The sequence below is a fragment of the Streptomyces sp. P6-2-1 genome, assembly GCF_050613165.1.
Classification (GTDB): Bacteria; Actinomycetota; Actinomycetes; order Streptomycetales; family Streptomycetaceae; genus Streptomyces.
This window is the reverse complement of record NZ_CP192513.1, coordinates 2,701,217-2,726,101: the sequence shown is the minus strand read 5'-3', so window position 1 is coordinate 2,726,101 and position 24,885 is coordinate 2,701,217. Positions and strand designations below refer to the sequence as shown.

17 protein-coding genes, 1 tRNA gene and 1 riboswitch are annotated in these 24,885 nt (G+C 73.0%); of the genes, 14 read left to right on the top strand and 4 right to left on the bottom strand.

Going from position 1 to position 24,885, the window contains the following annotated elements:
- Positions 1 to 30: 30 nt before the first annotated feature.
- The 10 genes from ACQYWQ_RS11775 (at position 31) to ACQYWQ_RS11730 (ending at position 13,211) form a co-directional block, all read left to right on the top strand.
- Positions 31 to 987 carry an ABC transporter ATP-binding protein gene (locus tag ACQYWQ_RS11775; protein ID WP_431034329.1) on the top strand — a complete coding sequence of 319 codons (957 nt, stop codon included), beginning with the start codon at positions 31 to 33 and terminating at the stop codon, positions 985 to 987.
- Positions 984 to 3,476, top strand: a complete 2,493-nt coding sequence (locus ACQYWQ_RS11770; protein ID WP_431034328.1) for an ABC transporter permease — start codon at positions 984 to 986, stop codon at positions 3,474 to 3,476. Before ACQYWQ_RS11775 ends, ACQYWQ_RS11770 begins: the two co-directional genes overlap by 4 nt.
- A gap of 755 nt (positions 3,477 to 4,231) precedes the next feature.
- Entirely contained in the window at positions 4,232 to 5,530 is a 1,299-nt protein-coding gene (locus ACQYWQ_RS11765; RefSeq protein WP_431034327.1) for a cytochrome P450 family protein, read from the top strand.
- Between the two features lie 140 nt (positions 5,531 to 5,670).
- Positions 5,671 to 6,714 (top strand): transglycosylase family protein, encoded by a 1,044-nt coding sequence (locus tag ACQYWQ_RS11760; protein ID WP_431034325.1) that lies wholly within the window; start codon positions 5,671 to 5,673, stop codon positions 6,712 to 6,714.
- Positions 6,715 to 6,902: 188 nt separating this feature from the next.
- Positions 6,903 to 7,080: riboswitch (cyclic di-AMP (ydaO/yuaA leader) on the top strand.
- A gap of 3 nt (positions 7,081 to 7,083) precedes the next feature.
- Positions 7,084 to 7,800, top strand: a complete 717-nt coding sequence (locus tag ACQYWQ_RS11755) for a transglycosylase family protein (RefSeq protein ID WP_431034324.1) — start codon at positions 7,084 to 7,086, stop codon at positions 7,798 to 7,800.
- A gap of 473 nt (positions 7,801 to 8,273) precedes the next feature.
- Positions 8,274 to 9,560, top strand: coding sequence for a phosphopyruvate hydratase (gene eno / locus ACQYWQ_RS11750; protein WP_009066343.1), 1,287 nt, complete (start codon positions 8,274 to 8,276; stop codon positions 9,558 to 9,560).
- 162 nt (positions 9,561 to 9,722) lie between these two features.
- Positions 9,723 to 10,211: an FtsB family cell division protein gene (locus ACQYWQ_RS11745; protein WP_431034323.1), complete on the top strand. Its 489-nt coding sequence runs from the start codon at positions 9,723 to 9,725 to the stop codon at positions 10,209 to 10,211.
- Positions 10,212 to 10,381: 170 nt separating this feature from the next.
- A complete protein-coding gene (locus ACQYWQ_RS11740; RefSeq protein WP_431034321.1) occupies positions 10,382 to 10,915 on the top strand; it encodes a DUF501 domain-containing protein in 534 nt (177 codons plus the stop codon).
- Positions 10,912 to 11,853, top strand: a complete 942-nt coding sequence (locus ACQYWQ_RS11735) for an exopolyphosphatase (RefSeq protein ID WP_431034319.1) — start codon at positions 10,912 to 10,914, stop codon at positions 11,851 to 11,853. The genes ACQYWQ_RS11740 and ACQYWQ_RS11735 overlap by 4 nt, the downstream gene beginning before the upstream one ends.
- Positions 11,854 to 12,473: 620 nt before the next feature.
- Entirely contained in the window at positions 12,474 to 13,211 is a 738-nt protein-coding gene (locus tag ACQYWQ_RS11730; protein ID WP_431034317.1) for a hypothetical protein, read from the top strand.
- Positions 13,212 to 14,059: 848 nt separating this feature from the next.
- On the opposite strand, the gene ACQYWQ_RS11725 is transcribed toward ACQYWQ_RS11730, so the two are convergent.
- Entirely contained in the window at positions 14,060 to 16,174 is a 2,115-nt protein-coding gene (locus tag ACQYWQ_RS11725; RefSeq protein ID WP_431034315.1) for a hypothetical protein, read from the bottom strand.
- Positions 16,175 to 17,370: 1,196 nt separating this feature from the next.
- Positions 17,371 to 18,273, bottom strand: a complete 903-nt coding sequence (locus ACQYWQ_RS11720; protein WP_431034314.1) for an SDR family NAD(P)-dependent oxidoreductase — start codon at positions 18,271 to 18,273, stop codon at positions 17,371 to 17,373.
- Between the two features lie 98 nt (positions 18,274 to 18,371).
- Between ACQYWQ_RS11720 and ACQYWQ_RS11715 the strand changes: the two genes are divergently transcribed.
- The 4 genes from ACQYWQ_RS11715 (at position 18,372) to ACQYWQ_RS11700 (ending at position 23,417) form a co-directional block, all read left to right on the top strand.
- A complete protein-coding gene (locus ACQYWQ_RS11715) occupies positions 18,372 to 19,037 on the top strand; it encodes a TetR/AcrR family transcriptional regulator (RefSeq protein WP_431034312.1) in 666 nt (221 codons plus the stop codon).
- A gap of 839 nt (positions 19,038 to 19,876) precedes the next feature.
- Positions 19,877 to 21,298, top strand: coding sequence for an NAD(P)/FAD-dependent oxidoreductase (locus ACQYWQ_RS11710; RefSeq protein WP_431034311.1), 1,422 nt, complete (start codon positions 19,877 to 19,879; stop codon positions 21,296 to 21,298).
- A 395-nt stretch (positions 21,299 to 21,693) separates the two neighbouring features.
- Positions 21,694 to 22,998, top strand: coding sequence for a class I SAM-dependent methyltransferase (locus tag ACQYWQ_RS11705; protein WP_431034309.1), 1,305 nt, complete (start codon positions 21,694 to 21,696; stop codon positions 22,996 to 22,998).
- Positions 22,999 to 23,330: 332 nt separating this feature from the next.
- Positions 23,331 to 23,417, top strand: a tRNA-Leu gene (locus tag ACQYWQ_RS11700).
- Positions 23,418 to 23,711: 294 nt separating this feature from the next.
- Here the strand turns inward: ACQYWQ_RS11700 and ACQYWQ_RS11695 are convergent.
- Both ACQYWQ_RS11695 and ACQYWQ_RS11690 read right to left on the bottom strand, forming a co-directional pair.
- A complete protein-coding gene (locus ACQYWQ_RS11695; protein ID WP_431034308.1) occupies positions 23,712 to 23,984 on the bottom strand; it encodes a hypothetical protein in 273 nt (90 codons plus the stop codon).
- Positions 23,981 to 24,853 (bottom strand): hypothetical protein, encoded by an 873-nt coding sequence (locus ACQYWQ_RS11690; protein ID WP_431034306.1) that lies wholly within the window; start codon positions 24,851 to 24,853, stop codon positions 23,981 to 23,983. The genes ACQYWQ_RS11695 and ACQYWQ_RS11690 overlap by 4 nt, the downstream gene beginning before the upstream one ends.
- Positions 24,854 to 24,885 lie beyond the last annotated feature (32 nt).

Below are 24,885 nucleotides of genomic sequence, written 5' to 3'. Positions count from 1 at the left end.
CACACGAGGACGACCGCGAAAGGGCGGCACATGAGGCTACGCGAGAGCAGGCGGCAGGGGCGGGACGAACGGCCGGAGGAGCCGGACCGGCGGCCGGACGGACGGCTTGGCGCGGACCACGGGCCCGCCGCCGCGGGCACCCCGGGTGCCGCCGTCGAACTGCGCGGGGTCCGGCGGTCGTACGGGCGGGGCGCGGGCGCCGTGCACGCCCTCGCGGGCGTCGACCTCGTGCTCGCGCACGGCACGTTCACCGCGGTCATGGGCCCCTCGGGCTCCGGCAAGTCGACCTTCCTCCAGTGCGCCGCCGGGCTCGACCGCCCCTCGGCCGGGTCCGTGCGGCTCGGCGGCACCGAGATCACGGGCATGAAGGAGAACGAGCTGACCGCGCTGCGGCGCGGCCGCCTCGGCTTCGTCTTCCAGGCGTTCAACCTGCTGCCCTCGCTCACCGTGGAGCAGAACGTCCTTCTTCCCGTGCGCCTCGCCGGGCAGCGGCAGGACCGCCGCCGCGCCGCCGACGTCCTCGCGCAGGTGGGCCTCGCGGGCAAGGGGCGGCGCAGGCCGGGGGAGTTGTCGGGCGGGCAGCAGCAGCGCGTTGCCGTCGCCCGCGCCCTCGTCACGCGTCCCGACGTGATCTTCGCCGACGAGCCCACGGGCGCCCTCGACACCGGCACGGCCGCCGAGGTACTGGGCCTGCTCAGGCACGCCGTCGACACGCTCGGCGCCACCGTCGTCATGGTCACCCACGACCCGGTCGCCGCCGCCTGGGCCGACCGCGTGCTCTTCCTCGCGGACGGCTCCTTCGCGGACGGCCTGGAGCGCGGCACGCCGGAGCGGATCGCGCACCGCATGACGGCGCTGACGGCCCGTACGGCTGGTGCGGCCCGTACGCCCGGTGAGGCCCGTGGCGCAGGCGCCGCGAGGACGGCGTGGTCGGCGAGGACGGCGGGGTCGGCGGGGGCGGCGAGGACGGCGGGGGCGGCGGTATGAGGCGTCCCAACGGACTCGCCCGCGCGGCCGTCCGCTTCAAGCCCGCGTCCTTCGCCGGCACCTTCCTCGCGCTCATGACGGCCGCGCTCGTCGTCACGGCCTGCGGGGTCCTCCTGGAGACGGGCCTGCGCGCCTCCGTACCGCCCGAGCGGTACGCGAGGGCGCAGGTCGTCGCCGCCGCCGACCAGAACGTGCGGGTCGTCACGGGCAGTGGCGAGGACCGCGAGGAGGAGGCGACACCGCTCCCCGACACGGCCCGCATGGACGCGGGGCTCGCGGCGAAGGCGGCGCGGGCGCCCGGCGTGGCGGCCGCGATCCCTGACGTCACCTTCCCCGTGCACCTGGCGAAGGACGTCCTCACCGCGCACGGCTGGGGCTCCCACGCCTTCACCGGCACGTCCCTCACCACAGGGTCGGCCCCCCGCGACGGCGACGTGGTCGTCGACGCCGCCACCGCCCGCGCGGCCAAGGCCGGGGTCGGCGACACCCTCCGGCTCGAAACGGCCACGGGAGCGCGGGACTTCCGTCTCTCCGGCCTCGCGAGGCCCGGTCCCGGCGACACCGCGCGCGAAGCGGGCCCCCTCGCCTGGTTCACCGACGCGCAGGCCCCCGCGCTCGCCGGTCACCCTGGCACGGCCGACGCCGTCGCCGTGCTCGCCAGGCCCGGCACCGGCACCGGCGCACTCGCCGACGCGGTAGGGAAGGCCCTCGCCGGCTCCGGCGTCCAGGTGCACAGCGGGAAGGACCGCGGCGCCGTCGAGGACCCCGGCCTCGGCTACGCCAAGGTGACCCTCTTCGGCATCGGCGGCTCCTTCGGCGGCATCGCCGCCCTCGTCGCCGTCTTCACCGCGGCCGGGACCGTGGCCCTGTCCGTGTCGCAGCGGGCCCGCGAGTTCGCGCTGCTCCGGGCTGTGGGGGCGACCCCGCGCCAGATCCGCCGCGCGGTCGCCTCCGAAGCCCTCCTCGTCGCCCCGCTCGCGGGACTCCTCGGCTCACTGCCGGGGATCGGCCTCGCGCACTGGTGGTTCGGCCAGCTCCAGGACCGCGGCGCGATCCCCGAAGCCGTACGGGTGCACGTCTCGGGGCTCCCCGTGCTCGTCGCCGTGGGGATCGGGCTGCTCACGGCGCTCGGCGCCGGCTGGGCCGCGGGGCGCAGGCCCGCGCGGATCAAGCCGGGGCAGGCGCTGAGCGAGGCATCGGCCGAGCGGCGGTGGATCGGCCCGGTCCGTACCGTCCTGGGCGTCGGCGCCGTCGTGGGCGGCGCGGCGCTCACCGGCGTCGCCGCGTCCGCGGCGGGGGACGACGCGGCAGGGGCGGCGCTCGGCGTCGTCATGTGCTTCATGCTCGCCGTCGCCCTCCTCGGCCCCCTGATCGCCCGGGCCTGCGCGGCCCTCTTCGGGCTCCCGCTGCGCGGCGCCGGCCCCGCCGCCCACCTCGCCGCGGCCAACTCCCGTGCGAACGCCCGGCGGCTCGCCTCCGCGATCACCCCCCTCGTGCTCGCCACGGCGTTCGCGTCGACGCTCGTCTTCATGAACACGAGCGAGACCCACATCGCCGGGCAGCAGCTGCGCGCGGGCATCACCGCCGACCACGTGGTCACCGCGCCGGGCGGGCTGCCGCCCGACGCGGTGGAGCGTGCCGCCCGCGCGCCCGGCGTGGACGCGGCCGTGGGGCTGCTCGGCACGCAGGTCCTCGTCCCGGTGGGCTCGGGCGAGTTCAAGGACGTGCAGGGCGCGAGCGTGCAGGGCGTCAGCGGCTCGGCCGCCGCCTTCGCGAAGGTCGAGGACCTGGACGTGCGCGAAGGCCGCGTCGACCGGATCGGCACGGACCGGATCGCCATCGACAGGACGCTCGCCGCCACGGCGCACGTGCGCGTCGGCGACCGGCTCCCGCTCCACCTCCCCGACGGCACGAAGCAGGCCCCCGAGGTCGTCGCCGTCTACGCGCGCGGGCTCGGCCTCGCCACGGTGACGATGGACCGCGCCTCGCTCGCCCCGCACGTCACCTCGGGGTTCGACAGCACGCTCCTCGTCCACGGCGGTACGGAGCGGGCGCTCGGCGCCCTGGGCGAGGTCACCGACGCCTCCGGCTACGCCACCGGCAAGGACCGCGACGCGCGGGTCGGCGCCTGGACGAGCAACACGATGGCCGCGGTGCTCGGCGGCTTCGCCGCCGTCGCCGCCGCGAACACCCTCGTCATGACGGTCCTCAGCCGCCGCGGCGAACTGGGCGCCCTGCGCCTCGTCGGCGGCACACGGCGCCAGGTCCTGGCGATGCTGCGCTGGGAGGGCCTGCTCGTCTGGGTGGCGGGCATCGTCCTGGGCTCGGCCATCGCGGCGGCGACGCTCGTCCCGATGATGCGCGGCACGACGGGCGCGCTGCCGTACGTGCCACCCCTGCTGTACGGGGGCATGGCCGCCGCGACGGGCGGCCTGGCGCTGCTCGCGGTCACGGTCCCGGGGCGGGGGGTGCTGCGGCGAAGGGGATGAGGGCCGCGGCGGCGCAGGGACGGCGGACTCGCGCGGCGAGGGAAGGGGCGCGGGGCGCCGCAGGGAACGCGGGGGCGCGTGGCGAGTTGTACGGGGCGCTTCGGGCTCGCTCGGCAGCCCCCCGTACAACTCGCCGCGCGCCCCGGAGCCACCGTCACCGCGCCCCGCCTCCACCCCCGGGCGCGCGGCCCGCCTCCATCCCCGGACGTGCGCCCCGCCTCCACCCCCGGGCGCGCGGCCCGCCTCCATCCCCGGACGTGCGCCCCGCCTCCGCGCCCTCCGCGCCGCGGCCGCGACGGGCCGCGCCGCCGCTCCCGGCCGTACGAGACGTGGTCCTGGACGTCGTCTCGGGCCCCGACCTCCCCGCCTTCCTCGGCCGCCTCGCCCCGAAGGGGTGTCTCGTGACCGTCGGCGCCGTCGGCGGCAGGCGCCCGCCGACTCCGGTACGACCTGATGGCGGCCTTCCAGAAGTCACCGGCCTTCTCCACCCCGAGCCTCGCCACGAGCGCCCCCGAAGCCCTGCGCACGGTACGGGGCGGTCTCTTCGCGGCGGCGGCGCGGGGAGACCTCCCCCGTCGTCCGCGCGAGCCCGCCCCTCGCCGCCGCGGCCGTGGCGCACGCGGAGAGGGACGCGGGACGGGTGCGCGGCAGGCTGGTACGGACGCCGCGCGCCCGGGCCCCCGCGCCGACCGAGGGGCGGGGCCCCCGGGCGGAGGCCCCGCAAGGGCGGCTGGGGCCTTCGCTACCGTCTCGGTATGCCGTGCCCCCACGCCCTCCTCCCCGCAGACGCCCCCGAGCCGCAGGCTCCCCCGCTCTTCTCGCGCGCCTTCGCCGCCGACCCGTACCCCTCCTACGCCTGGCTGCGCGCGCACGAGCCCGTCGCGTGGACGCGATTGCCGAGCGGCGTGGAAGCGTGGCTCGTGACGCGGTACGAGGACGCGCGGCGCGCGCTCGCGGAGCCCCGGCTCTCGAAGAACCCGGCGCACCACGCGGAGGGCGCGGGGGCACGCGGGAAGACCGGGATTCCCGGGGAGCGCAAGGCCGAGCTGATGACCCACCTGCTCAACATCGACCCGCCCGACCACACCCGCCTGCGCCGCCTCGTCTCGAAGGCGTTCACGCCCCGCCGCGTCGCCGCCTTCGCGCCGCGCGTCGCCGAGCTGACCGACCAGCTCATCGACGGCTTCGCCGCGCGCGGCAGCGCGGACCTCATCCACGAGTTCGCCTTCCCGCTCCCCATCTACGCGATCTGCGACCTCCTCGGCGTCCCGCGCGAGGACCAGGACGACTTCCGCGACTGGGCGGGCATGATGATCCGGCACGGGCAGGGCCCGCGCGGGGGAGTGGGCCGCGCGGTCGGCAGGATGCGCGGCTACCTCGCCGAACTCATCCACAGGAAACGCCGCGACCTCGGCGACGACCTCATCTCGGCCCTCATCCAGGCCGTGGACGACGGCGAGCACCTCACCGAGAACGAAGCGGCGGCGATGGCCTTCATCCTTCTCTTCGCCGGTTTCGAGACGACCGTCAACCTGATCGGGAACGGTACGTTCGCGCTCCTCCAGCACCCGGACCAGCGCGCCCTGCTGCGAACAGCCCTCACCAGCGCCCCCGACCACGGCGAGGCCCTCCTCAGCACCGGCATCGAAGAACTCCTCCGCTTCGACGGCCCCGTCGAACTCGCCACCTGGCGCTACGCCACCGAGCCCTTCGACCTCGCGGGCCGCCGCATCCGCACCGGCGACCCCGTCCTCGTCGTCCTCGCCGCCGCCGACCACGACCCGGCCCGCTTCCCCGAGCCCGCCACGCTCGACCTCACCCGCCGCGACAACCAGCACCTCGGCTACGGCCACGGCATCCACTACTGCCTCGGCGCCCCACTCGCCCGCCTGGAGGGAAAGACCGCGCTCGCGCGCCTCTTCACGCGCCTCCCCGACCTCGCGCTCGACGAGGACCCGGGACAACTGCGCTGGCGCGGCGGCCTCATCATGCGCGGGCTCCGCACCCTTCCCGTCCGTTTCACCCCCTCTGTGCAGGGATATGAGCACTCGTGAACTGAACACGCGTCAATAATGTGATCTTTGCGTGATCGAGGCTGCATCGACTTGTGACGGGCGTTCGAATCCCGCTACGTTCACGTCCGGATCATCTGTCTCACCAGCTGACCCCCTCAGCTGCTTGCGAAAGGCACCGCATGCTCTCCGGGAACGGTCGCCACCGACGCCCCCGCCAGGCCCCTGCCCTTGTCGTCGCGGCAGGGGTCACCGGCTCCGCCATCGCCATCCCCCTCCTCGGCGCGGGGACCGCGAGCGCCGACCAGGGTCCCTGGGACCGTCTCGTGGAGTGCGAGACGGGCGGCGACTGGGCGGCCGACAGCGGCAACGACTACTACGGCGGTCTCCAGCTCTCCGAGGACGAGTGGGAGGCCAACGGCGGCCTCGACCTCGCACCCCGCGCGGACATGGCGACGCCCGCCCAGCAGATACAGGTGGGGCAGCGCATCCTCGCGACGCAGGGCCCCTCCGCCTGGCCCGGCTGCGCCCTGACCGCGGGACTCACCGTCCAGGACGGCCAGGCGGCCCCGGCGCCCGTCACTCCCGCGCCGCAGGACACGGCGAGCGCCAAGGAGACGGGTAAGGCGGACAACAAGGAGAAGACGGACAACAAGGAGAAGACGGACAAGAAGGACGAGGGTGCGTCCCCCTCCGCGAGCGCCGATCCCTCCGCGTCGACGACGCCGGACGCCGACGCCTCCGGCGGGACCCCGTCCGCCGACGCCTCGGCGAGCCCCTCGGGTACCGGCAAGGACGCCGCCACCGGCAAGGACGCCGGTACGGGCAAGAGCCGCGGCAAGCACGCGAAGCCCGAGCCCTCCGGCACCCCCTCCGGGGCCACCGGCTCCTCCGCGTCCGCCTCGCCCTCCGAGTCGACCACCGTCCCCGGTGGCGAGACCTCCGCCACTCCCGGCGACGACCGCGACTCCGGAGCCGACCGCTCCGCCCCCGGCGGCCGCCACGCGGCCACGGACACGGAGGGTCAGAAGGGTGCGGACGGGGCGGACAAGACGGACTCGTACAAGGTGCGCGAAGGGGACAATCTCTGGAGCATCGCCGAGGCGCACAAGCTCGCCGACGGCTGGACCGGGCTCTACGAGCAGAACAAGAAGATCATCGGTGTCGACCCGGACCTCATTCTCCCTGGCCAGAGCCTGGATCTTGGTGCGGATTCAGGGCGATAACCGGACAAGCGGTTGACCATGTCTGTCCGTTATTGTCCGGTAGAGGTCAAGTGAGACATGAGTCTCAACCGCCCTGATCGTCTTTGAAGTTCCGCTGATTTCTTGCTTAACGTCGTGCTCGCTTCCCCACCGGGAGGCCCCGACGGTCGTCACGCCGAATCCTGCCGGCGCCCGTTTCGGGACAGTCGTCGCGTCACGCGCCGAAGGCAGGAGCGGGGGACCCAAGGTTTGCGTCCCAGCCGGTGCCCGGGAGACCGGGCGCCGGTCCGGGGCTAGGGGTGAAGCCGGGCGGCAGCCGCCGTCCGGCCGGGCAACTCACAGGCCCGAACCCGACAGCTCACCTCGCAGGCGTCGGTGAGGAGACCCTCCATGCTGTTTTCCGGCAAGGCCAAGCACCGTCGCCGTCGTACCACCCGAATCGTCGCGTTCGCCGGTGTCACCGGTGCCGCGATCGCCGTCCCGCTGATGGCGACCGGCAGCGCCTCCGCCGCATCGACCTCCACCTGGGACGCTGTCGCCCAGTGCGAGTCCGGCGGCAACTGGTCCATCAACACGGGCAACGGCTACTACGGTGGCCTCCAGTTCAGCCAGTCCTCCTGGGCCGCCGCCGGCGGCACCCAGTACGCCCCGCGCGCCGACCTGGCCACCAAGGACCAGCAGATCGCCACCGCCGAGCGCCTGCTCGCCATGCAGGGCCCGGGCGCCTGGTCCTGCGCCGGTGCCGGCAACCTCAGCAACGACGGCGTCTCGCCGAACGTGAACCCGGGCGGCGGCAACAGCAACAGCGGCCAGCAGCAGTCGCAGGAGCGTTCCTCCGGCGACCAGAGCGCCTCGCGCAGCCAGCAGCGCCAGGCCCCGCAGCAGCACACCACCCCGAAGTCGACCACCGGCACGGTCAAGACCGACACCGGCATCACCGTCGCCAAGGGCGACGGCGAGTACAAGGTCGTCAAGGGCGACAGCCTCAGCGAGATCGCCTACAAGCACCACGTCTCGGGCGGCTGGACCAAGCTCTTCGAGCTGAACAAGGACATCGTCAAGGACGCCGACCTCATCTACCCGGGCCAGCAGCTCCACCTCAGCTGACCCCCAGGGGGACCCCTCGTCCCCCTCGCGGGACCGCCCCGCCCCGCCGCGTTCTCCCCCGTACGCGGCGGGGCGGGGCTTTTCCCGTGCGCGGGCAGGACGGGGCTTCCCGTGCGTGGCGGGGGTTCGCCCGTGCGCGGCGGGGCTTCCCGTGCGTGGCGGGGCTGCCCGTACGGGCCCGCCCGCCCGGTTCCGTCACCGGCCCGCCCGTGCGCCCGCCCTCCGGCCCGCGCCCCGCCCTCTCACCCGCGCGCACCCCCGCTCACCAGCTCGGCTCACCTGTCACCCCCTCGGCTCAGATGCCCCGATCGGCCCCGATCCGCCCGCCCGTTTCACCCCCTTCACCCGGTACGTCCCACGGATTGCGGCCGAGTCCCGGGCGTCGGCCGACCCCGGCCCCCCGGCCGGTTAGGCTCATGCAGCGGAAGCCCCCGCAAGGGCCCCCGCAGACCTGCTCCACATCCCAGAAGGAGATGCTCGTGCCGTCCATCGACGTCGTCGTAGCCCGGGAAATCCTGGACTCCCGAGGCAACCCCACGGTCGAGGTCGAGGTCGGCCTCGACGACGGCAGCACAGGCCGTGCCGCCGTGCCCTCCGGTGCGTCCACCGGTGCCTTCGAAGCCATCGAACTGCGTGACGGGGACGCCAACCGTTACCAGGGCAAGGGCGTCGAGAAGGCCGTCCTCGCCGTCATCGAGCAGATCGGCCCGGAGCTGGTCGGCTACGACGCGACCGAGCAGCGCCTGATCGACCAGGCGATGTCCGACCTCGACGCCACGCCCGACAAGTCCTCGCTCGGCGCCAACGCCATCCTCGGCGTCTCGCTCGCCGTCGCGCACGCCGCCTCCGAGGCCAGCGACCTCCCGCTCTTCCGCTACCTCGGCGGCCCCAACGCGCACCTGCTCCCGGTGCCGATGATGAACATCCTCAACGGTGGTTCGCACGCCGACTCCAACGTGGACATCCAGGAGTTCATGATCGCGCCGATCGGCGCCGAGTCGTTCTCCGAGGCCGTCCGCTGGGGCGCCGAGGTCTACCACACGCTCAAGAAGGTGCTCAAGGAGCGCGGCCTGTCCACCGGCCTCGGCGACGAGGGCGGCTTCGCTCCGAACCTCGACTCGAACCGCGCCGCGCTCGACCTCATCGTCGAGGCGATCAAGGAGGCCGGTTACGTGCCCGGCCGCGATGTCGCGCTCGCGCTCGACTGCGCCGCCTCCGAGTTCTACAAGGACGGCAAGTACCGCTTCGAGGGCCAGGACCGCACCGCCGCCGAGATGACCTCGTACTACGAGGAGCTGGTCGGCGCCTACCCGCTCGTCTCCATCGAGGACCCGCTCTTCGAGGACGACTGGGAGGGCTGGGCCACCGTGACCGAGCGCCTCGGCGACAAGGTCCAGCTCGTCGGCGACGACCTCTTCGTCACCAACCCGGAGCGCCTCCAGCGCGGCATCGACGAGAAGTCCGCGAACGCCCTGCTCGTCAAGGTCAACCAGATCGGCTCGCTCACCGAGACGCTGGACGCCGTCGAGCTGGCCCAGCGCAACGGTTTCAAGTGCATGATGTCCCACCGCTCCGGCGAGACCGAGGACGTCACCATCGCCGACCTCGCCGTCGCCACCAACTGCGGCCAGATCAAGAGCGGCGCCCCGGCCCGCTCCGAGCGCGTCGCCAAGTACAACCAGCTGCTGCGCATCGAGGAGATCCTCGACGACGCGGCGGTGTACGCGGGCCGCTCGGCGTTCCCGCGCTTCAAGGGCTGACACCCGGGCCCGTACGAGGGGCCGGCACCCCCGGCCCGTACGAAGGGCTGAGCCTCCGCACGCCCCCGCACCCGGTCCCGTACCGTGTGCGGGGGCGTACGCGTGTGTGCCGTACGCCTGTGCGCACGGCGCGCGAGACCCGCACGAGGGGGGAGATCCGTCATGGCACGGAAGAACGACGGCGAGCGCTTCTCGACCGCGACCCGCCTGCGCGTTCTCGGCGAGCAGACGGCGGCCCGCGTCTACCGCTCCCAGTCCCGCCGCCAGGCCCGCCGCTCCCGCCTCACCGGGCGCGCCGCGATCCTCGTCCTCGTCCTGTGCGCGCTGATCGTCGCGCTCGCGTACCCGATGCGGCAGTACATCGCCCAGCGCGACGAGATCGCCGACCTCCGGCGTGAGCTGAGCACCCACCAGAAGGACGTCGAGCGGCTGCGCGACGAGAAGGCCCGCTGGCAGGACCCCGCCTTCGCCCGCCAGCGCATCCGCGAGCGCCTCCACTACGTCCTGCCCGGCGAGACCGGCTACACCGCTCTCGTCCCCGGCGCCGCGAGCGCCGGGCCCGCGCCGCAGGACGCCGCCGCCACCCGCCCCTGGTACACCAACCTCCTCGGCGGCGTCGACGAGGCGGACCGCGCGGCCGCGCTGCGCTGAAGCGGGCGGCGGAGGCGGGCGGCGGGAGCGGGCGGCGGGAGCGGTGGCGCCGCGGCGAAGCGGGCGGCGGGCCGGCACCTCGCCCGTACGGGGATACTGGAAGCCCGTACCCGCGTACGCACCGGCACGGCCGTACGTACCCGACCCGCGTCCCCGATCGAGAGCCCCGCATGCACACGCCCCCGCCGACCACCGCGCCCACCGCGCCCACCGAGGCCGATGTCGAGGTCTTCAGGCTCCAGCTCGGCCGGCCGCCGCGCGGCCTGCGCGCCATCGCGCACCGCTGCCCCTGCGGGGAGCCCGACGTCGTCGAGACCGCCCCGCGCCTGCCCGACGGCACCCCCTTCCCGACGCTCTACTACCTGACGTGCCCGCGCGCGGCGTCCGCGATCGGCACGCTGGAGGCGAACGGGGTCATGAAGGAGATGACCGAGCGTCTGGGCCGCGACCCCGAACTCGCCGCCGCCTACCGCGCCGCGCACGAGGACTACATCGAGCGCCGCGACGCGATCGAGGAGCTGACCGGCTTCCCGAGCGCGGGCGGGATGCCCGACCGCGTCAAGTGCCTGCACGTCCTCGTCGCGCACTCGCTCGCCGCGGGCCCGGGCGTGAACCCGCTCGGGGACGAGGCGCTCGCGATGCTCCCTGAGTGGTGGCGGAAGAAGCCGTGCTCGGAACTCCGCACCCAGGAGGACACGAAGTGACCCGCGTGGCAGCCGTGGACTGCGGCACCAACTCGATCCGCCTGCTCATCGCGGACGTGGACCCGGCGACCGGCTCGCTCGTGGACCTCGACCGCCGCATGGAGATCGTCCGCCTGGGCCAGGGCGTGGACCGTACGGGGCGCCTGGCGCCCGAGGCCCTGGAGCGCACCTTCGCGGCCTGCCGCCAGTACGCCGAGGCGATCGCGGCGCACGAGGTCCCCGCGGGCAACGTCCGCTTCGTCGCGACGTCGGCCTCGCGGGACGCCTCGAACCGCGAGGACTTCGTGAACGGCGTGCGAGGAATTCTCGGCGTGGAGCCGGAAGTGATCACCGGCGCCGAGGAGGCCCGCCTCTCCTTCACGGGCGCGACCCGCGAACTGGGCGAAGACACGTACCTGGTCGTGGACATCGGCGGCGGCTCGACGGAGTTCGTCCTCGGCGACAAGACCCCCCGCGCTTCCCGCTCGGTCGACATCGGCTGCGTCCGCATGACGGAGCGCCACCTGACGACGGAGGACGGCACCCTCATCGACCCGCCACCGGCGGACCGCGTCGCGGCGATCGAGAAGGACATCGACGCGGCCCTGGACGAGGCGCGGTCCGAGGTCCCCTTCGCGGAGGCATCCACCCTGGTCGGCCTGGCGGGCACGGTGACCACGCTGGCAGGCGCGGCTCTGCACCTTCCCGCCTACGACTCCTCGGCGATCCACCACAGCACCCTGACCCGGGAGGCGGTGGAGGACCTGACCACCCGCTTCCTCACCTCGACGCACGCCACCCGCGCCGCGATCCCGGTCATGCACCCCGGCAGGGTGGACGTGATCACCTCGGGCACGCTGATCCTACGGGCGATCATGCGACGCGTCGGGGCGGACCGGCTGATCGTGAGCGAGCACGACATCCTGGACGGGATCGCCTGGAGCGTGGTGGGGGAGTAGGGGGACGCGCGAGAAACCTCGCGCGTGGGCGTGCGCGTGGCGTGGGCGTGGGTGTGCGCGGCAGGGTGGGCGTGGCGGGCGCGTCGCGGAGCGGGACACGCTGCCGCGATGCCGGGTGTCGTCCTGGCCCGTCCGGCGGCGTTGGCTCAGCGGGCGGCCCGCGATTCCTGGGGGACGGGCGCCGGTGCTTGTCGCGTGAGCCGTGTGCGATGTCGTCGAACTGGGCTGGGAGGGCAGGGCTGTTCCGGTTCGTGAGGGGTGGGTATCGTCCGTGTCGGCGCCTGCGTGCGGGGCGTCGGTCGGGGTCGCGGGTGGTGGTGGTGCGCGTGGCCGGCAGTCGATTTCGGGGAGTGGGGCGTATGAGTGGTCGCCGCGTCAGGGGCATGGTTGTCGCGGGGTCGCTCTGCTTGCTCGCCACGGCGTGCGGGGGTGGGGGTGGCGGTGATGGGGACGGGAAGCCCACGGCGTCCTCGTCGGGTGTGTCGGTTCACCGGGTGGATCTGCAAGTGAGTACGGGCGAACTGGTCGAGGGGAGGTCGGCGACGCTCCGGGTCACCACGGGGAATGGTGGTGGTGCGGTGAGGGGTGCTTCGCTCGAACTCGGTCTTCGGACGCGGGGCATGGCCCTTCCTGGGGCGAGCGCGGTGAAGGTCGAGTATCGCGACGGCGAGAAGGGGCCGTGGAAGCGGCTCGCGCTTGCTGCCAAGGGTGGCAGTCTGCGTGGCGCTCTTGTCATGGATGTGCCTGTCGGTACTCGGCAGCGCTGGTGGCGGATCACCCCGGCCTTCGGGCCCAGCGACGTCGCGCAGAATCTGGAGCTGAGCGGGGTCCTGCGCAAAGGGGGCAAGAAGTTCGGCGAATCCACGTGGGAGCAGCCGCTGCGCCCGGTCGACATTCTGGCCGATGGCAAGGGCGACGGGCCCCAGCTCTCCTCCTCCGCCTGGTCCGAGTACGCCGTCCGCGTGCGCAACCTGCTGCCCGGCCCGCTCGATGGTCTGAAGTTCGAGGCGGAACTGTCGTGCACGGGGGCGGGAGGGGAGAACGAGGGGCCGTGCGACGGAACGGACGGTGAGCCCGGCTTCGTCGCCCAGTACTTCGACGGTGGCGGCTGGAGGCCGCTCGAAATCGGCGAGACCTCGGGTGTGACCCCCGCGAAGAGCCTCCTCCTTCAGGAAGCCGCGCACATCCCCGCGAAGGGGGAGAAGCGGTACCGCTTCCGGCTCAAGGCCACATCCCCGCTCGCGAAGCACTTCGACAGTGGCGCTCTGGGCTTTCGGATGCTCGACCCGAAGCTGAAGAACCTCCAGGACGCCGTCCTCGACTACGGGGCGTTGAGAATCCGGTTCGACGCGAGCTGAAGCACGGTCGCTCGTACGTGGCAGGGGTTTCCGGCCGCCCTGGGACTTCGGCTGTCCTGAGGCCCGGGGAAGCGTGTGGCGGGCCGGGCCCGCGGGCGGGGGTGCCGGTCGCCGAGGCCGCTGTCGGGTGGTGCTCCTGCTGCGCACGTCCTGTGGCAGTGGCGCGGGCCCGGGGCGTCGGTTCCCGCTTCCCTGAGCGTGGAGCCGTGTGTGAGGTCGTCGAACCGGGCCGGGAGCGCAAGGCTGTCCGGGTTCGTGGCGGCGGGGGTGGGGGTGGCGGTGATGGGGACGGGAAGCCCACGGCGTCCTCGTCGGGTGTGTCGGTTCACCGGGTGGATCTGCAAGTGAGTACGGGCGAACTGGTCGAGGGGAGGTCGGCGACGCTCCGGGTCACCACGGGGAATGGTGGTGGTGCGGTGAGGGGTGCTTCGCTCGAACTCGGTCTTCGGACGCGGGGCATGGCCCTTCCTGGGGCGAGCGCGGTGAAGGTCGAGTATCGCGACGGCGAGAAGGGGCCGTGGAAGCGGCTCGCGCTTGCTGCCAAGGGTGGCAGTCTGCGTGGCGCTCTTGTCATGGATGTGCCTGTCGGTACTCGGCAGCGCTGGTGGCGGATCACCCCGGCCTTCGGGCCCAGCGACGTCGCGCAGAATCCGGAGCTGAGCGGGGTCCTGCGCAAAGGGGGCAGGAAGTCCGGCGAATCCACGTGGGAGCGGCCGCCGCGCCCGGTCGCGCACCGACGTAAGCGCCGACCGGGCCGGGGGTGCGCGTCGCCCCCGCCGCGCGCCCCCGGCCCGTCGCCCCCGCCGCCGGCCGCCCCGCTTGCCGCCCCGCCCACGTGCGGTGCCCGCCTACTCGTCGTCCCCGCCGTCCGCCGTCTGCCCCGGCCAGTCCCAGGCGTTGCGTGCGTCCGAGAACCGCCGGTACACCTTCGCGACGACGGTGGGGTCTTCGAGCCACTTGGCGTAGGTCTGGCGCTGGGTGGGCGTCATTTCGTCGACGTCCTTCACGGTGCCGTCGGCCTGGAGGAAGTTCTTCGAGGAGTCGTTGCCGATGTACTGGTGGGGATCACCGTGTGGGGAGGTGTCCAGGCCCAGCGCCGGAAGATTTGCCTGCTGCTCCGGGGACATGCTGTCGATGCCCGCGATCTCTACGTCGTGCGGCAGGTGGGCGTCCCACTTCTCGCCCTTGCGCAGAAGGTCGTTGGCCTGGTCCTGGTAGCTCGCCTGCCAACTGGAGTCGATCTCCGCGTCCTTGATCTGCTTGAGCGACTCACGGAGCTGACCGGGCGCGTCGTTCTTGTCGACGTGCACGCCTTGCTGAATCCAGCCGGTGAGGAGGCTCTGCGCGGTGGAGTACGCGGTGCCGATCACCGCGCCCTTGACGCCGGCGAGGCCCGCCCCGCCCATGCCTCCGGCCGCCGCGCCCACGACCTGGTCGATGAGGCCGTCACGGAAGGCGTTGGTCTCCTCGACCCACTTGTCGATGTCCCCGCTCAGCTCGTCCTCGGAGTGCTTCATGGTGATGTAGTAGAAGCGCTTCATGAGCCCCTGCCGCACCGAGAGGTAGCTCGTGGCGTCGGTGGTGGTGCCCTTCTCGTTGGTCGTGTTCCCCACGTTGATCATCTGCTGGTCGTACGCCTGGAAGAGACTCCCGATGACGCCCGCGCCCTTCGGGTCACGGCCCGCCTCCACCAGCAGCTCCGACCACAGGTCCTGCGAGACCTCGATCCCGGGGCGGCTGCCGTCCTGGGCCTTGAGGAAGGAGGAGTGGTCCCACTTCTTGCCGCCGGCCCACAGCGAGTTGCCCACGGGGGACGTCACGCTCATCTCCAGGTCGTCCCAGTACGCGGTGATGATGTTCGTGTAGAGCTGCGCGGCGCCGTCGATGGGGTGGACACCCGGCATGTCCTTGCGGTGCTGGGCGTTCTGGAAGAGGAGGAAAGCGGTGTTCTTCTCGGCGAGTCGCGGGTTCTCGTCGTGGAGGGTCACGGTGGCGCCGGTGAGGAGCTTCAAGAACGCCTCGCCGCGCTCCTTCGGGTGGTCGACCGACCACGGCCCCGTGTGGTAGAGGCTGTGGTCCACCCAGTCCGCGTTGTGGTCCATCCACTCACCGGCCGCCGCGCTGTTGCCGCCGATCGCGGTGAACAGCTGCGTATACGCGTCCTTGCCCCACTCACCCGCCATGAGGCCGCTCTGCCCCATCCACTCGACCTCGGACGCGTGGTTCCTGACCTTGGTGTCCAGGACGCGGTCGCCGAGCGCGACGAGGAAGTCCTTGTCGTGCTTGCCGCCCGGGAGGAGCGGCATGAGGAGGTCGGGGCGGAAGACCTCCCCCGGGCCGATCGCCCCCTTGTCGAACCAGTCGTTCCACGCCTTCTGCTTCTGCTTGGCCGTCCTGCCCTCGAAGGCGACCTGCGTGTACGTGCCGAAGGTGTCCGCGAGGACCTTGCGGTCCGCTTCGAGCTGGTCGGCGTGGTCCTTGTAGCGCTTGTTCATGTGGTCGCCCATGCTGAGCGACAGCATCGACAGGGCCTGCGGGCCGAGGGCGTCGTAGAAGCCCTTGAGGTAGTCGGCGTCGGCCGAGTTCGCCGTCAGGGTCGCGAAGATCTCGGGCGAGATCTCGCCCTTCTCGACCCGGTCCTTCCACTTCTCGCCCGCCTTCTTGCCGTCCGCCGCGGCCTGCTTCCCCGCGCCGACCTTCGCCTCGTCGATCCGCACGTAGCCCTTGACGCCGTACTTCGTGTGCTCGGCGATCGACAGGTGCAGGCGGCGCCGCAATCCGGGCAGCTGGTTCTCGGCCCAGTCCGCGATCGCGCCGAGCTGGACGAGCGGTCCGGTGTCGATCCCGTACTGCCCGAAGGTCGACTTGATCCAGTTCACGGAGCCGCGCAGCTCCTTCTGGTCCGCGTCGAGCGAGGTGATGGTCTTCGCCAGCTCGTCCGGGTCGATTCCGGAGAAACCCATGAGCAACAGCCCCCGTCGGTCATTCCCTTGCCGGTACGGGGAGAGTCGCGCCCCCCCTGTACCGGCGCCTTGGCCGGGCCCAGTATCGCGTAAGGGCGCGCCACGGGGAGGGGGTCAGGTGTGGTGAACGGCTCTGTGCGGAAGGGGTGTTGGCCGGGCAGTGGCGTGTGTGGCCGGAAGGGCGTCGGGGCCGGGCCGGACGGGTCGCGGCGTGGTGTTCGCGCCGGGGTGGGTGGCCCTGTGGGTGGTTTCGGGTCGGGGGTGTCGGCTGTCGCGGCCGAGTTCGGTGGGTTTGCGTCAGTGGTGTGGATGCGGCCCGGTCGCACGGCGGGGTGCCTGAAGGCCGCGGCGCCGGGGGAGCCCTCGCCTGCCGGGCCGTCCGGGGCGTCGGCTGCTCCGCCCCCGGGGAGGCCGAGGGGCGGCCTGACGTGTCCGCCGGGGGCCGGTGGGGGAGCGTGGCGCGGAGCACGTCACGTGGCTCAGTGGGCGGCCGGGTGTACGGGAGCCGGCTCTGTCGCCGGGAGGCGGCCGGGGGTACGGGCGCGGTCCAGTTCGGCCGCCGGTGACGCGGCGGGGTCCGGGGGGGGGCGGACGAGCCGCGGAGTCCAGGACGGGGACGGGCGGGAAGCCGACACGTGCAGGGTCGCACCCGCGATCCCGGCGGCAGGCCGCTGCCCGCCCGCAGGCCATCCTGACCAGCGGGAACGGGACGTCCGGCGAGCACCTTTCGCCGGAGTCGCGGGCGGGCTCCGGGACCGGGGCCGCGCCCGGCCGGCGCCACCGGGCGGGCCCGCGGACGACTGCCGTCGGCCGGCTCGCGGAAGGCGGCCCGGAGGACGAGGCGTCGTCCTTCCGTACGTGGCAGGTCGTCCTTCCGTACGTCGCGGAGGGGCGGCGGGCGGTGTACCCGCCGAAGCGACGTGAGGACCTGCCGAAGCCGTGGGCCATCAGCGGTGAACGGCTCTGCGCGGCACGGGCGCATCTCCCCGGCCGTCCGGGCTCTCCGAGCTGCGCCCTCTGTCCGGGCTCTCCGAGCTGCGCCCTCTGTCCGGGCTCTCCGAGCTGCGCCCTCTGTCCGGGCTCTCCGAGCTGCGCCCTCTGCCCGGGCTCTCCGACCTGCGCCCTCCGCCCAGGAGCCCGGGAGCCCAGGAGCCCGGGAGCCCAGGAGCCCGGGAGTCCGTCGTGGGGCCGCCGCCTCACCGCACCGGGAACGTGACCCCGGTCAGTTCCTCGGAGACGGTCCACAGCCGTTCCTGGACGGCCTCGTCGTGGGAGGCGGGGCTGGACGTGACCCGCTTCGGAAAGCCGCGTATCTCGCCGCGGTTGCCAGGACCGTAGTACTCCCCGCCGCGGACCGCCGGATCGGTGGCGGCGCGCAGGGTGGGCAGGGCGCCCCGCTCGGGCTTCTGGATGAGCAGCGGTGCGAGCCAGGTGACCGGAAGGCGGAGCGGGGCGGGGGTGTTGCGGAGGAGTTCGGTGTTGGAGACGCCGGGGTGGGCGGCCGTCGCGACCGTGGTGCCGTGCCGCGCGATCCGCCGCTGGAGCGCGTACGTGAACATCAGGTTGGCGAGCTTGGCCTGCCCGTAGGCGCCCGTGCGGCTGTACGACCGCTCCCATTGCAGGTCATCGAAGTGGATGGCGGCGCGAATGCGGTGCCCGGTGCTGCTGACCGTGACGACACGGGAGCCGGGGACGGGGAGGAGCCGGTCGAGGAGCAGGCCGGTGAGCGCGAAGTGGCCGAGGTGATTGGTGCCGAACTGGAGTTCGAAACCGTCGGTGGTGGTCTGCTTCGGCGTGTACATCACGCCCGCGTTGTTGATCAGGAGGTCGATGCGCGGGTGGGCCGCGCGCAGCTCGGCCGCCGCTGAGCGGACGGAGTCCAGGGAGGTCAGGTCGAGGGCCTGGACGGTGACGTCCCCGGTGATACGGGCGGCAGCCCGCTCGCCCTTCCCGGTGTCGCGGACGGCCAGGACCACCGTCGCCCCGTGCTCGGCGAGCGCCCGGGCGGTCTCGAAGCCGAGGCCGGTGTTGGCGCCCGTCACGATCGCCACCCGTCCGCTCTGGTCGGGAATGTGCTGCTCGGTCCAGTTGCCACTCATGAGGTGCTCCTAAGGAACCATCGGTCTGTTGTGTCCAACGTAAAAGACCGATGGTCTGCTGTCAAGGAACCGGCGGTCTTTAAGCTAGCCTTGGGGGCGTGACATTCCAGCGAGCGCGCAGCGAGGAACAGAGAGAGATCCGCCGCCGGGCGATCCTGGACACGGCGGCGGCGATGCTCGACGAGATGCCCGTGGCCGAGGTGAGCCTCAACGAGCTGAGCCGAAGGGTCGGCCTCGCCAAGTCGAACGTCCTGCGGTACTTCGAGTCGCGCGAGGCGGTCCTGCTCGAACTCCTCGACGACTTCCTGGGTAGCTGGCTCGCCGAGCTGGCGGACGAGCTGGCCGCCGGTGTCCGGGCCGGGGAGGCGCCGGAGGTGCGGGCGGCGCAGATGGCCGAGGTCCTCAGCGGGTCACTGGCGGCCCGTCCGGTGCTGTGCGACCTCTTCGGTGCGCAGGGCGGGGTCCTTGAGCACAACGTCTCGGTCGAGGTGATCAAGCGGTACAAGCGCTCGTCCCTCGCGAAGCTCACGGCCATGAGCGAGCTGCTGCGCCGCCACGTGCCCGAACTCGGCGAATCCGCGCAGACGTTCTGCCTGATGAGCCTGATCTCCGCGGGCGCCCTGTCCGCGTACGTACCCCCGCCGCCCAGCCTCCTCGCCGCCTACGCGGACGAACCCGCCCTCGGCGTACTCCACCTGGAACTGCGCGGGGCCCTGCGGATCTCCTTCACCTCGGCGCTCCTGGGCGTACTCCCGCGCCCCTGAGCACCACCTTCGACCGCCCGGAAGGTAGGACGGCCGTACGGGGCCGGTCCGTAAGGGAGCCGGTCCGTACGGGGGTCGGTCCGTATGGGGGTCGGTCCGTAAGGGAGCCGGTCCGTACGGGAGCGGGACTTGCGCCGGCCGTTCGAGAGCCCGGCCGCCCGGGTGGTTCCGGCCGTACGGCGGCCCCGGTCGCGCCGGGCGCCGCCCGGGTGGGTCCGGTCCTCCCCGCCGGAGGGGTCGAACGGCCCTGGCCGCGTCCTCGCCGCAGGGTGTTTCCTGGGCCGCGCCAAGGTGCCCCCGGCGCCGATCCGCCCTCCCCCGTCCCTCCGTCCCCCGTCCCTCGCGCCTGGCGCCAGTCCGCTCGTCCCGTCCCCCGTCCCGGCACCGGTCCGCCTGTCCCCCGCCCCCGGCCTCGCGTCCCGTCCCGCTCCCTCCCAACCGCCCCCGGAATTCCCGGTTCCGCCCCTCGTGAGCCCCTCCGGGCCGCCCTCCCGCGCCCCCCGCGCGAGAAAGTTCGTGAAGTTCTTCACAAGGAAATCGGTCCTCGTGGGCGAGGTCCGGGCCGCCGCTGTGATCCAGGAGGCACTCAGGCGCGCGAGAGCCGGCGCGGATGAGGGTTTCGGGGGGATTGCGGCACGGTGTCGCGAGCGGTGGTCCGGCTCGCCCGGATGCGCTGAGGCGCTGCTCACAGGGGGTGCGGAACGCCTCGCGCCGCTCGGTGGTTCCCCGTACGGGACATGACCTGCGTCACGTGGGCGGCGCAGTGTAGCAGAGGGGTGGGGGAACCTTGTGAAGGGGCGCACGAGGTCCCTGTGCGGGGCGGGTGGATACTCGATCCCATGAGCACCACGGAGCGTCCCCGAATCCTCGTAGTGGGTGGTGGGTACGTAGGACTGTACGCAGCACAGCGCATCTTGAAGAAGATGCGCTACGGCGAGGCGACCGTGACGGTCGTGGACCCCCGCTCGTACATGACCTACCAGCCCTTCCTCCCGGAAACCGCCGCCGGCAACATCTCGCCGCGCCACGTCGTCGTCCCCCTGCGCCGTGTCCTGAAGAGGGCCGAGGTCCTCACGGGCAAGGTCTCCTCGATCGACCAGGACCGCAAGGTCGCCACGATCGCCCCGCTCGTGGGCGAGTCGTACGAGCTTCCCTTCGACTACCTCGTCATCGCGATGGGCGCGGTCTCGCGCACCTTCCCGATCCCGGGTCTCGCCGAGCAGGGCATCGGCCTGAAGGGCGTCGAGGAGGCCGTCGGTCTCCGGAACCACGTCCTCGCGCAGATGGACAAGGCCGACTCGACCCACGACGAGGCGATCCGCCGCAAGGCGCTCACCTTCGTCTTCATCGGCGGCGGCTTCGCCGGTGCCGAGACGGTGGGCGAGCTGGAGGACATGGCCCGCGACGCGGCCAAGGACTACCCCAACGTCTCCCGCGAGGACATGCGTTTCCTCCTCGTCGACGTCGCGGACAAGATCCTGCCCGAGGTCGGTCCCAAGCTCGGCGAGTACGGGAAGAAGCACCTGGAGTCGCGCGGCGTCGAGGTCTACCTCAAGACCGGCATGGACTCCTGCGTCGACGGCAACGTCAAGCTCAACAACGGCCTTGAGGTCGAGGCGGGGACGATCGTGTGGACGGCGGGCGTCAAGCCCAACCCGGCCCTCGCGAAGTTCGGTCTCCCGCTCGGCCCGCGCGGTCACGTCGACGTCGGCGCCGACCTCCAGGCCACCGGCACCGACTACATCTGGGCCGCGGGCGACAACGCGCAGGTCCCGGACATGGTCGGCCGCAAGAACGGCAACCCGAACGCCTGGTGCCCGCCCAACGCGCAGCACGCGCTGCGGCAGGCGAAGGTCCTCGGCGACAACGTCGTCTCCGGCATGCGGGGCTTCCCGCAGAAGGAGTACAGCCACTCCAACAAGGGTGCGGTGGCGGGCCTCGGCCTCCACAAGGGCGTCGCGATGATCGTCATGGGCAAGATGAAGATCAAGCTCAAGGGCCGTCTCGCCTGGTACATGCACCGCGCGTACCACGGCATGGCGATGCCGACGTTCAACCGCAAGATCCGCGTCTTCGCCGACTGGACGCTCGGGATGTTCCTCAAGCGCGAGGCCGTCTCGCTCGGCGCCGTCGAGACCCCGCGCGGCGAGTTCTACGAGGCCGCCAAGCCGGCCCCGAAGCCCGCGCCCGCCGCCGAGGTCCCCGCGCCGAAGGCCGAGGCGGCCAAGGGCGAGTCCGCCGAGCCCGCGAAGGCCGGCTGACCCGCGCGGACACCGGGTACGCGGTGCGGTTCCCCCCGGGGGGCCGCGCCGCCCCCGTAACGGCGTACCGGAAGGGGCGTCCGCCATCCGTGGGGCGGGCGTCCCTTCCGTATGCCCGCGGCAGGACGCCGGGCCCCGCGGCTGTCCGCCCGAACGGCCCCCGCCCGGGTCGCCGGTGTCCTTGCCCCGCCCGCCCCGCCCTATTCCCCGTTCCGCCCCCGGCGGAAAAGCATGGCGCCACCACGGATTTTCCGCTTCCCTTACGACGACTGCTTCTACGTTGTACGTGGGACTGCGCGAACACCCGGCCGGTGTTTACGTAGGGGGGAGACGTCACGGCCCGCGCCCCTGACGCGCTCCCCGCGCCCAGCGGAACTCCCCCGGAGGTGTGCGCCATGCAGGACGCCGCGTCGCGGCTCACCGACCTCGCCCAGGAACTGCTCGGGGCCCCGTTCCCGGTCCGGGTACGGGCCTGGGACGGGAGCGAAGCGGGTCCGCCGGGCGCCCCCGTCCTCGTCGTGCACCACCGCCGCGCCCTGCGCAGGCTCCTCTTCAAACCGGGCGAACTCGGTCTCGTACGGGGCTGGGTGGCCGGTGAGCTGTCGGTCGACGGTGACCTGTACGACGTACTCGACCGGCTCTCCTCGCTCGTATGGGACAGGGGCGAGGGCGACACGGCGCCGAAGAGCCTGCTCCAGGCCGTACGCCGCCCCGAGATCCGCGCCGCCGGCCGCGCCCTGCTGCGCCTCGCCGGTCCGGGGCTTCCGCCGCCCCCGCCGCCCGAGGAGGCGCGCCGCCCCGGCCGCGGCCACCTCCACACCAAGGGCAGCGACCGCAAGGCGATCAGCCACCACTACGACGTCGGCAACCCCTTCTACGAGCTGGTCCTCGGCCCCTCGATGGTCTACTCCTGCGCGTACTGGACCGAGGGCGGGACGCTGGAGCAGGCGCAGCGCGACAAGCTCGACCTCATCGCCACGAAGCTCGACCTGCGGCCCGGGCAGCGGCTCCTTGACGTCGGCTGCGGCTGGGGTTCGATGGCGCTGCACGCGGCGCGGGAGTACGGGGTCGATGTCGTCGGCGTCACGCTCTCGCGCGAGCAGGCCGCGTACGCCCGCAAGCGCGTCGCCGAGGAGGGCCTCGGCGACCGGATCGAGATCCGCGTGCAGGACTACCGCGACGTGCGCGACGGCCCCTTCGACGCGATCTCGTCGATCGGCATGGCGGAGCACGTCGGCGCGGCGCGGTACGAGGAGTACGCGCGCGACCTCCACGCCCTCCTCAAGCCCGGCGGGCGCCTGCTCAACCACCAGATCGCGCGCCGCCCGCTGCGCGACGAGGCCGCGTACACGATCGACGAGTTCATCGACGCGTACGTCTTCCCCGACGGCGAGCTGGCCCCGGTCGGCACGACCGTCTCGCTCCTGGAGCGTGCCGGTTTCGAGGTGCGGGACGTCGAGGCGCTGCGCGAGCACTACGAGCGGACGCTGCGGGCCTGGGTGCGCAACCTGGAGGCGCACTGGGAGGAGGCCGTCCGGCACACCTCGCCGGGGCGGGCCCGCGTGTGGCGCCTGTACATGGCGGCCTCGGCGCTCTCCTTCGCGCGCAACCGGATCGGCGTCAACCAGGTGCTCGCGGTACGCACCCCGGAGTCCGGCGAGTCCGGGCTGCCGCCCCGCCCCCGTACCTGGCACAACTGACCCGCGGCGGGTTCCCGCGCAACTGCGCGGGAACCCACCCGTACCGGGCCGGAACCACGACCGCCCCGCGGACCGTCTTGACCGACGCGACCGCGGGGCGGTCGCCGTGCGGAGGCCCGCGCGGGGGTCCGGTCGCGGAGTCTCACGGAGAGGACAGTGAATTCGCGTCATTTACCGCCGCCCCACCGCGCGCCGGTCGGCGGGCAAAGCCCTGCCCCGAGATCTGACGGAGCGTCAGGCGGCAATAAAATAAGACAGGATGCAGTCTCCGTTCGCCCGTGCGGACGGAGAGCCCCCGATAGGCTGCGAGACGGCAACGGGGTGCATGGCCTGCCCGGATGGTGGAATGCAGACACGGCGAGCTTAAACCTCGCTGCCCTTCCCAGGGCGTACCGGTTCGAGTCCGGTTCCGGGCACCACCCCACACCCCGCCCCGTCGGCCGCCGCGACCGGCACGGCGCTCGCCGCGCTCGCCTGCCGGCTGCACGCCCGGCTGCCGGTCCCGCCCCGCCTCCGGCGCGGCTGAGGGGGCCCTGTACGGCTGAGGGCGGGGATGTCGGGCCGGTGGCCGGTGGCCGGTGGCCGGTGCGGGTGCCGCGCCCTTGGCCGGACGCGTACGGGCGCGACGGTGGCACGCTTGGCTCCCTCCGCCGTCGTGTCGCCGGTACCGCGTGTTGACCGAGGGGGGCGCCATCGCACCAGGGGGCCGGTTCTCAGCCGCCCCCCGCCGCTTTCTTGCGCCGTTTCTCCTCTTCCTCGCGCTCCACCTCCGTGACCTTCGCCTGCATGCGGCCCCGCGCGTCCGCGAGGGCCCGCCTGACGGCCTTCTGGCGGCTCGCCCAGTCCTCGCGGAAGCGTTCGCTGCGGGGACCCTTCCAGGTGTCGGTGCCCGCGAGCGGGTCGATGAGGTCCATGGCGCGCTCGATCTCGTCCGCGAACCGCTTGAGCTTGCGCAGGTCCTCGCGGGCCTCCACCTCGCGGTTCACTCGCCCGCCTCCGGCTCGGGCAGCGCGAGGAGCGCCCGCAGCATCGCGCCGAGCGTCCCCGGGCCGACCGCGCGGGCCTGTATGCCGGAAGGCGCGTCGGGCCGCTCCACGTACACCGTCCACACCTCGCGGTCCGTCGCGTACGTCGTGAGCAGTGGCCCGGGTACGTCGGCGAGGCGGACGACCTGGCCGACGACGAGTGCCGTGTCGATGACCCCGCTCAGTCGCGTACCGACATCCTGCGCGGCGATCTGCTGCGGCGTGAGGTGCCGGACCGGGCCGTCCTTGTCGGCGATCTCGAAGGGGTCGACCGCGAGCCGTACGGCCTCTGCCGCGTCGGCGGCCGAGGCCGCGAGGCTGAACAAGTGCAGGCCGCCGCCGGTGACGCGTTCGACGAGGTAGAGGCCGGGGGTGTGCCCGTAGACGACCGTGTGCGTCGTGCCGCCCGATGTGTGCTGCTCGGCGACGAGCGCGCGTTCGGGCGTGCGGCGCAGCGTGAGGGCGAGGCTCACGTCCGTCGTCATCCGCAGGTCGAGATCGACGCCCGAGGGCCGGTCGGCCTCGGGGGTGCCCTCGGTCCGGCGGATCAGGGCGTCCAGTTCCTCGATGTTCGCGACGTCCACGGCCTCGCGCGAGACGAGCGAGCGCAGCGCGATCCTGTACGACCAGTCGCGCTCCTGCTCGGAGAGCCCGGCGAGACGCGGGGTGGGGGCGACACACTCCTTGAGGGAATCCGGGTCCAGTACGGCGATCTCCTCGTCGGTGAGCCGCAGCAGGTGCCGGCTCCCGCCGTCGGAGAGCTCCCTGGTGACGGCGGCGCGGAGCTCGCCTATCTCGACGTCGAGTTCGGGGAGTTCGGAAAGAGGCATGGGGTTCCTTCGCTGAATTCCTGCGGGCGTTC

Excerpts from the sequence above, each read along its gene's own strand:
- ACQYWQ_RS11740 (WP_431034321.1), top strand. The coding sequence starts at position 10,382 with ATGCACACGCCCCCGCCGACCACCGCGCCCACCGCGCCCACCGAGGCC.
- ACQYWQ_RS11760 (WP_431034325.1), top strand. The coding sequence starts at position 5,671 with ATGCTCTCCGGGAACGGTCGCCACCGACGCCCCCGCCAGGCCCCTGCC.
- ACQYWQ_RS11745 (WP_431034323.1), top strand. The coding sequence starts at position 9,723 with ATGGCACGGAAGAACGACGGCGAGCGCTTCTCGACCGCGACCCGCCTG.
- ACQYWQ_RS11705 (WP_431034309.1), top strand. The coding sequence starts at position 21,694 with ATGCAGGACGCCGCGTCGCGGCTCACCGACCTCGCCCAGGAACTGCTC.
- ACQYWQ_RS11765 (WP_431034327.1), top strand. The coding sequence starts at position 4,232 with ATGCCGTGCCCCCACGCCCTCCTCCCCGCAGACGCCCCCGAGCCGCAG.
- ACQYWQ_RS11720 (WP_431034314.1), bottom strand. The coding sequence starts at position 18,273 with ATGAGTGGCAACTGGACCGAGCAGCACATTCCCGACCAGAGCGGACGG.
- ACQYWQ_RS11755 (WP_431034324.1), top strand. The coding sequence starts at position 7,084 with ATGCTGTTTTCCGGCAAGGCCAAGCACCGTCGCCGTCGTACCACCCGA.
- ACQYWQ_RS11775 (WP_431034329.1), top strand. The coding sequence starts at position 31 with ATGAGGCTACGCGAGAGCAGGCGGCAGGGGCGGGACGAACGGCCGGAG.
- ACQYWQ_RS11725 (WP_431034315.1), bottom strand. The coding sequence starts at position 16,174 with ATGGGTTTCTCCGGAATCGACCCGGACGAGCTGGCGAAGACCATCACC.
- ACQYWQ_RS11710 (WP_431034311.1), top strand. The coding sequence starts at position 19,877 with ATGAGCACCACGGAGCGTCCCCGAATCCTCGTAGTGGGTGGTGGGTAC.
- eno (WP_009066343.1), top strand. The coding sequence starts at position 8,274 with ATGCTCGTGCCGTCCATCGACGTCGTCGTAGCCCGGGAAATCCTGGAC.
- ACQYWQ_RS11770 (WP_431034328.1), top strand. The coding sequence starts at position 984 with ATGAGGCGTCCCAACGGACTCGCCCGCGCGGCCGTCCGCTTCAAGCCC.
- ACQYWQ_RS11730 (WP_431034317.1), top strand. The coding sequence starts at position 12,474 with ATGGCCCTTCCTGGGGCGAGCGCGGTGAAGGTCGAGTATCGCGACGGC.
- ACQYWQ_RS11690 (WP_431034306.1), bottom strand. The coding sequence starts at position 24,853 with ATGCCTCTTTCCGAACTCCCCGAACTCGACGTCGAGATAGGCGAGCTC.